This is a genomic window from Nostoc sp. (genome assembly GCF_036917155.1).
In the GTDB taxonomy this organism is placed as follows: Bacteria; Cyanobacteriota; Cyanobacteriia; order Cyanobacteriales; family Nostocaceae; genus Nostoc.
On record NZ_JBALDZ010000171.1, the window covers coordinates 18,956 to 28,107 of the forward strand.

The window sequence follows — 9,152 nt, forward strand, 5'->3', positions numbered from 1 at the left end:
GATCCTGGGGAACCAGAAGCAGAGCGTTGGTACGAGCGTCAACCGTTCCTGACACGTTGCAGGAGGAAGATGCCGTCAAACTAGCGTGGTAGTTTTTCTAGATTAAGACAGAATCAACCTATGTTGCAATCCCTGTTTCCTTTGTAACAACAGATCCTTATCGAAGCAGTGGTGGTACTCAGCACTTATTACTCAGTATTATTTTGGAGAAACCAAAGCGGCAAGAGTCTTTAAATCAGGTACTTCTAAGTCAGGTTGACTTACTGCTGATCCTGTGGGACTAACTCTATTTTGGTCTGCTCTACGGTTTACCCAGACTGTTGATATTCCTAGAGTTTTGGCTGTCACGATATCATGATATAAACTAGCAGCAACGTGTAATATCTGCTCTAGCGGTAAATTAATTCTTTCAATGGCAAATCTGAAATTATTTAACGAGGGTTTGTAGCTTTTTACCTGTTCTGCTGTAATTATACGATCGAATTCCACCTCCAAGTGCTTTACCGAGAAAGCAAAGAGATCGTCATCTACATTTGAGATAATGACCAGCTTAAACTTTTGCTTTAAAGCTCTAAGTGCCTCAACAGTATCGGGGAAAGGCAGCCAATGCTGAATCGAATCAGCAAGTGAATTTAGTTCGTCAGCAGTTGGCTCAAAGCTAAATCGTTCACCAAATTTCTGGACTACTCTCTTCAAAACTTCTCGATATTTGATATATTCTCCTTTTTCTAGTTCTGCTTCAAATTCAGCAAAAATTTCCAGAATTTGCTCGTCATCCAAATTAGTGTTGTGTACCCGCAGAAGTGGCTTTAGCACCCCTAAGATACCGTTTTCCCAATCAATCAGGGTTCCGTAACAATCGAAAGTTAAAGCCTTATAGTGATTGAAGTTTATCACCTTTTTATACTCCAAAATTGGATTAATTATATTCAGTTTTCATTGCTCAAAGATTGGCCAAGTGAACTGTGAAGAGCGTTTTACCCGTTAGCACCTGCGTTAGAGAGCAATGCTAACCAATGTTGTATAGGCATTATCTAAAAAATTGATATTGTTAAGTTTAGTGTGTGGGATAATATTACTTCACAAAGGAAATTGTACCTAAGTATAGTTTGTATGGATATTAAATCTCAGGATACACAAGCGAATACCACTGAACAATTAAACTCAACTAAACTGCTATTTGATAGCAAGCCATCTGTAACTTTTTCGGTAGCAGAGGCAGTGGTAAAAATCCTGGGAGATATGGGAGTGCGGTATGCTTTTGGTGTATCGGGAGGTGCGATCGCTCCAGTGTGGGCTGCCACACCAAAGTCCCATGCAGGTGCTACACTTCCGCCACGAAGTTGGAGCAGCTATTGAGGTGTATTTTGCTAGTGATCGCCCAGTTGTGGTATTCACGACTACAGGGACAGGGCTCACCAACGCCTTGACAGGCTTATTGGCTGCTCGTTGGGAGGGCGCTAAGGTGATTCTCGTGTCAGCTTCAACCAGCGGGGACGTTGGGCCATCCAAGAACCTCCTTTGGCAATCCACTCCTCTTGGTAATTCAAGACTACTTACTCAACAGACAATTTTGGCTCTGGTGCATTGGTGACAATTTAATACCTTGATTTTTAAGTAAGATGTTTGAGGTGTAAAGCTTAAGTTCAATCTCAAAATCTCGATTTTCACTGGTAAAGACAGTTCGGAATTGGCAATCTTGGTAAGGAAAGTTTGTATACATCTAGCCTATCAATCAATGAATAAAACTGCTGCACTTAAATTTCCCCATTTAGCGACCTCTAGTAAAAAAAGGGCGCTGAAGCGAATTACCTTGAACTTGACATCAGATGAAGCCCAAAATCTTGAAAAGTATTGTGAACAAACAGGTAGACCAGCAATAGATATAATTCGGGAACTCATTCAAGCCTTGCCTTAACCTGACTTTTCACAGCCTTGTCTGAAAAGCTTTTTAATAGGATATGTTGTAATACCAATTCTGTATAAAGATGCACAAAGAAACGATATAAATATTGCAGGTATGCTTTAGCAATTTACTAATTTGTTCATAAATGATGTTGAAACAATGGCTTGGATGAACCAATAATCCTCAGGAAATTATTAAGTTGACGGAAAGTATCTATAGTATTTAGCTAATTCTATATATTCAAAATTTTGCCACCTATAAATTTAATTATAAACCTGCTTTATTCACCTTGATAACTTAGGTTATGCTGACACAATACCTATTTATATCATTCTGATTAGATTCATACTTAAAGCTTAATTAGAATCAATCTAGCATTAACAATGCTGAAGAAAGCCTTAACCTAAATTTGTACTAATTTTAACTCAACCTTTGCTTATGCTGTATGCCTTAGGTAAGAAGATTGTGTAGTAACTATAGTAAAATACTGTATTTCTATCGAGTTTTAGATGTATTACTGCCATTAACCCAAAGCTAGAAATCAAATTGGAGGTTTTTACGAGTTGCTATTTACTACATTAAGGATTGGAGATTCATTGAAAGCGGCGGGAAACTCCATCTCAAGAGTGGGTGGAGAGGGACAGCCGCTTCGGGCATAGGGCATTGGTAACTTCTTCCCCATGCCCTGCTCCCCATGCCCAAAAACTCCATCCCGCAAGTGGCGTGGAGTTTTTCATAAAACTGCAACTGACCCAATTACATATAATCTGAGCCAAATTAACTGGAGCGTAGACATACGAGACGCACAAATGCTGCTTGCATAGCAGAAAACTAGGTGTCTACGCCCATAGCATGACATTTGCATATTTTCTGTGGAGTTTTCTTAACTATTCTTGAGGAGTACAAATGCTTGAGGCTATTGCTGTTGCTTGGTTATTACTGTTTTTTGGCGATTTTCTATCTACATTCTTTTACCACGTACCCGAGCACGTTTTTGGTAGCCTTCATTTAAAAACGCACCACTCCTGGAAGAAGGACTTCCGCCACTACGCTATTTTAACTTTTAATCCCCAGGTTCTTTTAGATGGTATCTTGGGAGCTTTGCCTTATGTACTCATAGCAGTAGTCTTGTGGTCTTTCTCTCCCATTGGCGTGATTTCTGGATTACTGTTTGGTCAGTTTCATGTATGGTGGAGACACATAAGTGTACTGGGTTGGCAAACTTCAAAGCCGATAAATATTTTATGCCAAATTCTATTTATTACTACTCCTGAGAGGCACTGGTTACATCATCACAAAACTAACTTAGGTTTCGGTGATATTTTCACCTTCTTTGAACAACCGGCACAAATGTGGCTACGCTGGCTGCGATTGCTCAGACTTCGTTTTCGCGACTCTCGGATCTAACTGAAACTATTGCTTATCTAAATACTTTTTAAAGGTACAAAAAGAAGCTGCGATCGCAGCTTCTTTTTATACACTAGATGAGATTATTCAACTCTCACAAATCTGCTCATCTACATACTCAAAAAAGCTGATTCCCAATTTCCCAGTAGTAGCAACAAGAGATATTAATTAACCATAGACTAAAGTCTATGGTTTTCTCTAATTATAAAATATTTACTTATAGGTTTTCGAGAATTTATCAAACAGTAAGCGAGTTACAAGGGCGCCAGAATGCCTCTGGCAGGGAGTTGAAAGGTATTTGCTACCGCTTAACTTCGCTGTTATATCGCTAATGTTTTTGGGAAAACTAGTCTTAATGTCTTAATTAGTAAATTATTATATCCCTAGATTTTTATGACAATTCCTCTCTTTTGTGGAGATGCTGGGCGTAGTTTGGTTATCCGTTCGCGGAGCGTCCCGCAGGGAAGGGGTACGGATAGCTACGGTGAAGAAGGCAGGAGGCAGGATAGCGCAGCGGTAGTGAGTCGTCTGCCTCCTGCCTTTGTTGATAAAATTAATCACCCAGTTCCCTTGATTACCAAAAATTTGCAACCTGCTCTTGATGAGGTGTTTCATGCCCGCAGTTAGCCTCAGAAAGATTCTCAAGAAAAAAGAGTTGCCATCTCTGCTTCATAACTTGATCTACCAGTTCAACATTGCCATTGATATTGAATTGGTAGACGGCACGAAACTAATTAGCATTGGGGAGCAAACTGCCAAAAACCGATATCCAATCGAGGTGTCAGGAGAAATAATTGGTTGGGTTGTTGGGGGAGAACAGGCAACTATACTTGCGACTTTGCTCTCATTTTTAGCAAAGCAGGAAGCTGAAAAGAAAGTACTCGCCAAAGAATTGCTGGAGCGATACCAGGAAATTGATTTGTTTCAGGATATCTCGACTCAACTCACAACAAGTTTAGATACGCGACAGATTGCCCAACTTGTGCTTCAGGAATTGAGCCAATTAATTGAATCGTCTGCGGGGATGATTCTGCTACTGAGTCCAGATGCAACTACCTTTGAAATCATTGCCGAATTTGGAGTGTTTTTTGACCACAGTCAGCCGGAACCGGGGAAGGGAATTATTGGCAATATTGTGCAATCTAACCGGGCAGAATTGGTCAATGATGTGCAAGCCGATCCGCGATTAGATAGGCAAAAAAACGTTAGTGCCATGATTTGTGTCCCGTTGCGAGCCAAGGAGCGGGTACTGGGAGCGATCGCCATTGGCACCCAAAAAACCGACTCCTACAAGGCAGAACACCTGAAACTTGTGAGTATCTTTGCCTCTCAAACAGCGATCGCTATTGACAAAGCTGTGCTTTACGAGCAAAGCACTCTAGCAGCCCTCCAGGCAAAAGCCCAAACACAGAAACTTCAGCAAGCTCTTCATGAGTTGCAATTAGCCCAAACTCAGTTAATCCAAAGCGAAAAGATGTCCAGTTTAGGTCAACTTATTGCTGGAGTTGCCCACGAAATCAACAACCCGGTTAACTTTATTTACGGCAATTTAAAGTATGTTGCTGAATATGCCCAAGACTTGTTAAACCTGTTGGCAAAGTATCAGAAATTTCTACCTGTTGCTCCTCCAGAACTGGAATCAGAGTTAGACAATATAGACTTGGAATTTATCATGCAGGATCTTCCCAAACTCCTAGATTCGATGAAACTGGGCACAAGTCGCATCGTCGAAATTGTCCAATCCCTGAAAAACTTCTCCCGCCATGACGAAGCCGAAATGAAAGCCGTCAACATCCACGATGGCATTGACGGAACACTAATGATTCTCCACCATCGCCTGAAAGCAGATGTTCGTCGTCCGGTAATTGAAATTATTAAAGACTATGCAAAACTTCCCTTCATTGAATGCTATCCCGGACAGTTGAATCAGGTGTTTATGAACATCTTGGTAAATGCCATTGATGCTTTGGAAGAAAGCATGGAAAATTGGGGAGTCAAAAGTAGTCCCCATTACCCCCAATCCCCAGTCCCCAGTCCCCATTACCCCTTATCCCCAGAGGGGGCCCCACCTTCCCCAATCCCCAAATCACTATTCGTACCAAAGCCATTGACCACCAGTGGATTGTGGTTCGCATTGCCGATAACGGCCCAGGCATGAAGGAGGAAGTAATTCGCCGCATTTACGATCCCTTCTTCACCACAAAAGATATTGGTAAGGGAACCGGATTAGGCATGGCAATCAGCTATCAAATTGTTGTAGACAGACATGGGGGAATGCTCAAGTGTCGTTCTAAACCGGGTGAAGGGACAGAATTTTGGATTCAGATTCCGATAAATTGTCTGTTGTCAGACGCTACTGAAGAAGAGAATAGCACCTCTGCCTCGCCAACTTCCACAACGGAATTATCCCTCACTGCTGATACCGACGGCTTCATTCCATCAACAACTCCAATGCTGAAACCGACAGATTTGTTGATCCGCCATACTCAACTGATCCAGCGACTCTCACAGCACAATCCAGATGTGGGCACTACATCACCCGATGAAATTTACCAGATTTTCCAACGCCACCCAATTTCGTTAAAGCTTTACGCCACTTTGTTGTCTTGGTTCTGTTGTTCTAACCCTACCCAAATACGTCACTAAAGAAACCTTAACTATGTTTAAGCAATTTGATGAATATAACAGTCAGCTATTTGAACAATGTCCTGTTGGGCTAGTACTATGCCGAACAGATGGGACGCTAATTAACATTAATTCTGCCTATGCTGCCATTTTAGGGCGCACTGTTCCAGAAACTCTGAATCTGTGCGATCGCCAGATTACTCCTGAAAACTATGCCACCGTTGACCGATCTAGCCTAGAGAACCTAGAAAAAACTGGTCGCTATGGCCCTTATGAAAAAGAGTTAATCCACAAAGACGGGCATTTGGTTCCAGTTAGAATCTCTGGACTGATGATTGAGAAGGATGGAGAGCAATTAATTTGGTGTAGTGTGGAGGACATCAGCGACCTTAGACGCGCCCAGCAAGAACGCCAACATAATGAACAAATCCTGAAACAGAGTGAAGCCCGATACCGCTCTCTAGTGACAGCTAATACACAAATTGTTTGGGTAAGCACACCAGAAGGAATTTGTTTTGAACTAGCAAGCTGGATAGCTTATACAGGTCAAAGTCTGGCTGAAGCGGAAAATGGGGGCTGGATTGATGCCGTTCATCCTGACGATCGCGCCTACACCGGAGAAGTCTGGAGTGATGCGGTGGCAAACCAGAGGATGTATCAAGTTGAATACCGAATTCGTGGCAGAGATGGCAACTATCGCTACTTTTGGGTCTGGGGTGCCCCCGTCCGAGAAGAAGATGGCAGCGTTCGGGAATGGATTGGCACCTGCACTGATATTCACGATCGCAAACTGGCAGAAGCCGAAAAGCAGTATCTCGAACAACGGTATCGCTCTTTAGTCACTGCCACTTCCCAAATGGTCTGGACGGCATCAGCGGAAGGAATGGTGAACGCTGAAATAGTCGGCTGGGAGACATATACAGGTCAGAGTGCAGCCGAAATGATGGGCTGGGGCTGGTTAGATGTCATGCATCCCGATGACCGTCCCCGCAGCGCCGAAGTTTGGAGTGCTGCTGTAGCGAATCGGAGTCTTTATCAAATTGAATACCAGATTCGTGCCAAAGACGGCACTTATCGCTACTTTTTTGGCAATGGAGTTCCGGTTTTAGAAACAGACGGCAGCATCCGCGAGTGGATTGGCACCTGCACTGATATTCATGATCGCAAGGTAGCAGAACAAACTCTGCAACGGAGCGAAGAACGGTTTCGCTCTCTAGTGACTACGATCTCACAACTTGTCTGGGTGGCTACCACTGAAGGACTGGCTGTGAGCAGTGAAATGCTCACCTGGATGGCGTATACTGGTCAGAGTGCAGCCGAAGTTCAGGACTGGGGCTGGATTGATGCCATTCATCCCGACGATCGCGATCGCACAGCCCAAGTCTGGAATGCAGCTCTGGTCAGCCAGAGCCTCTATCAAACCGAATACCGACTGCGTGGCAAGGATGGCAGCTACCGCCACTTTTCTGTCTGTGGTGCCGCCGTCGTGCAAGCAGACGGTAGCATCCGCGAGTGGATTGGCACCTGCACCGATATTCACGATCGCAAGCTAGCAGAACAAACTCTGCAACAGAGCGAAGAACGGTTTCGCTCTCTAGTGACTACGATCTCACAAATTGTCTGGGTATGCACAGCAGAAGGACTGGCGGTGAGCAGTGAAATGCTCACCTGGATGGCGTACACGGGTAAGAGTGCAGCCGAAGTTGAGGGCTTGGGCTGGCTTGACACCATTCATCCCGACGATCGCGATCGCACAGCCCAACTCTGGAATGCAGCCGTGGTCAGCCAGAGCCTCTATCAAAACGAATATCGTCTGCTTGGCAAGGATGGCAGCTACCGCCACTTTTCTGTCTGCGGTGCCCCCGTCCTGCAAGCAGATGGTAGCATCCGGGAGTGGATTGGCACCTGCACCGATATTCACGATCGCAAACTAGCAGAAGCGGAAAATCAACGGTTGATGAATATGTTAAATCATTCCAGTGATGCCGTGATTGTCCGCGACTTCGCCGACAAAATCACTCACTGGAGTCAGGGGGCAGAACGGCTCTATGGCTGGAAGTGTGAAGAAGTGAAAAACCAAGACATCACTCACAACCGACTACACACAATCTTTCCAAAACCGCTAAAGGAAATTCAGACAGAGTGTTTACAGCAGGGCACTTGGGAAGGCGAACTGCAACACCTCACCCGCGATGGCAGATATATTATTGTCCAGAGTCGCTGGACAATGCAACTGGATGCATCCGGTCAACGCTGCGCCACACTGGAAATTAATACCGATATTACTGCTCGTAAACAAGCAGAAGTCGCTCTGCTGCAACTGAATCAAGAACTGGAAGCCAGAGTTTTAGAGCGGACGGCTGCCCTGCAAAATACCTTAGCAGAAACACAGGGATTAAATGCCATTTTAGATAACTTAGCGGATGGTTTGTTAGTGGCAGACACCGCAGGACAAATTACTCACTTCAATCCTGCCTTTTTAGCCATGTATGAATTGACAGCTAGTGACCTCAACTGTCACTACCGAGAACTGCCGATATCTGGTTTAGCAGAACTAGTTGCACAAACTCAGTCTCATCCCGGAGAGGTGTTCTCTGCCGAAGTTGAACTGACCAAGGAACGCATTGGTCAGGCAGTGGCGACCGCCATTTTCAAAAAGACGACAGATCGAGAACCCGCTATCTGCTTCGGTTCGGCGCTACTGATTCGGGATGTGACGGCAGAAAAGGAGATTGACAAGATGAAGACTGACTTCATCTCCACGGTTTCCCATGAACTGCGAACGCCACTGACTTCCGTTCTGGGTTTTGCGTCGATCATTAAAGAAAAGCTAGAAACCGATGTGTTCCCAATACTTCCGACTGAAGACCGCAAGCTTCAGAAAACCATCAAACGGGTGGGTGACAATCTCAATATTATTGTGTCGGAAGCAGAACGGCTCACGTCTTTAATTAACGATGTTCTGGACATCGCCAAGATGGAAGCAGGTAAAGTGGAATGGCAGATGCAGCCCATTGATCCCAGGGAACTACTCGATTGGGCCACCAATTCCACAGCCTCGTTATTTCAAACCAATGGCTTACAGTTGGTCAGCGAGATTGAACCTGGACTGCCTCAGATATTAACCCAAGTTGCTAGTTATTGATTGAGGCGATCGCTTGATGTAATAAAATCCCCTCCAGGTATAAAAAACGGAGGGGAATATGCTAAATGA

The 9,152-nt window shown here is 44.3% G+C and carries 6 protein-coding genes and 2 pseudogenes; 7 read left to right on the forward strand and 1 reads right to left on the reverse strand.

What is annotated here, in order from left to right; genetic code table 11:
• Window positions 1-198: 198 nt before the first annotated feature.
• Complete coding sequence (locus tag V7K67_RS22990; RefSeq protein WP_334707754.1) at window positions 199-897, reverse strand: haloacid dehalogenase type II; 699 nt, start codon at window positions 895-897, stop codon at window positions 199-201.
• A gap of 216 nt (window positions 898-1,113) precedes the next feature.
• On the opposite strand from V7K67_RS22990, the gene V7K67_RS34535 reads away from it, so the two are divergent.
• The 7 genes and pseudogenes from V7K67_RS34535 (at window position 1,114) to V7K67_RS23025 (ending at window position 9,083) form a co-directional block, all read left to right on the forward strand.
• The gene (locus V7K67_RS34535) at window positions 1,114-1,359 is read left to right on the forward strand and encodes a hypothetical protein (RefSeq protein WP_442943903.1); all 246 of its coding nucleotides are present in this window, start codon (window positions 1,114-1,116) and stop codon (window positions 1,357-1,359) included.
• Window positions 1,316-1,429 (forward strand): annotated as a pseudogene (locus V7K67_RS34540) (hypothetical protein); the annotation flags it as partial. The gene V7K67_RS34535 and the pseudogene V7K67_RS34540, both read left to right, overlap by 44 nt.
• A gap of 309 nt (window positions 1,430-1,738) precedes the next feature.
• Entirely contained in the window at window positions 1,739-1,918 is a 180-nt protein-coding gene (locus V7K67_RS23000) for a CopG family transcriptional regulator (RefSeq protein ID WP_334730735.1), read from the forward strand.
• Window positions 1,919-2,812: 894 nt separating this feature from the next.
• Complete coding sequence (locus V7K67_RS23005) at window positions 2,813-3,313, forward strand: fatty acid hydroxylase (protein ID WP_334707756.1); 501 nt, start codon at window positions 2,813-2,815, stop codon at window positions 3,311-3,313.
• A 393-nt stretch (window positions 3,314-3,706) separates the two neighbouring features.
• A complete protein-coding gene (locus tag V7K67_RS23010; protein WP_334730736.1) occupies window positions 3,707-3,940 on the forward strand; it encodes a hypothetical protein in 234 nt (77 codons plus the stop codon).
• Window positions 3,927-5,959 (forward strand): annotated as a pseudogene (locus tag V7K67_RS23015) (sensor histidine kinase). The gene V7K67_RS23010 and the pseudogene V7K67_RS23015 overlap by 14 nt, the downstream one beginning before the upstream one ends.
• Window positions 5,960-5,972: 13 nt before the next feature.
• Window positions 5,973-9,083, forward strand: coding sequence for a PAS domain S-box protein (locus V7K67_RS23025; RefSeq protein ID WP_335168552.1), 3,111 nt, complete (start codon window positions 5,973-5,975; stop codon window positions 9,081-9,083).
• Window positions 9,084-9,152 lie beyond the last annotated feature (69 nt).

Coding starts and splice junctions, on each gene's coding strand:
- V7K67_RS34535 (WP_442943903.1), top strand. CDS start 1,114: ATGGATATTAAATCTCAGGATACACAAGCGAATACCACTGAACAATTA.
- V7K67_RS23000 (WP_334730735.1), top strand. CDS start 1,739: ATGAATAAAACTGCTGCACTTAAATTTCCCCATTTAGCGACCTCTAGT.
- V7K67_RS23005 (WP_334707756.1), top strand. CDS start 2,813: ATGCTTGAGGCTATTGCTGTTGCTTGGTTATTACTGTTTTTTGGCGAT.
- V7K67_RS23010 (WP_334730736.1), top strand. CDS start 3,707: ATGACAATTCCTCTCTTTTGTGGAGATGCTGGGCGTAGTTTGGTTATC.
- V7K67_RS23025 (WP_335168552.1), top strand. CDS start 5,973: ATGTTTAAGCAATTTGATGAATATAACAGTCAGCTATTTGAACAATGT.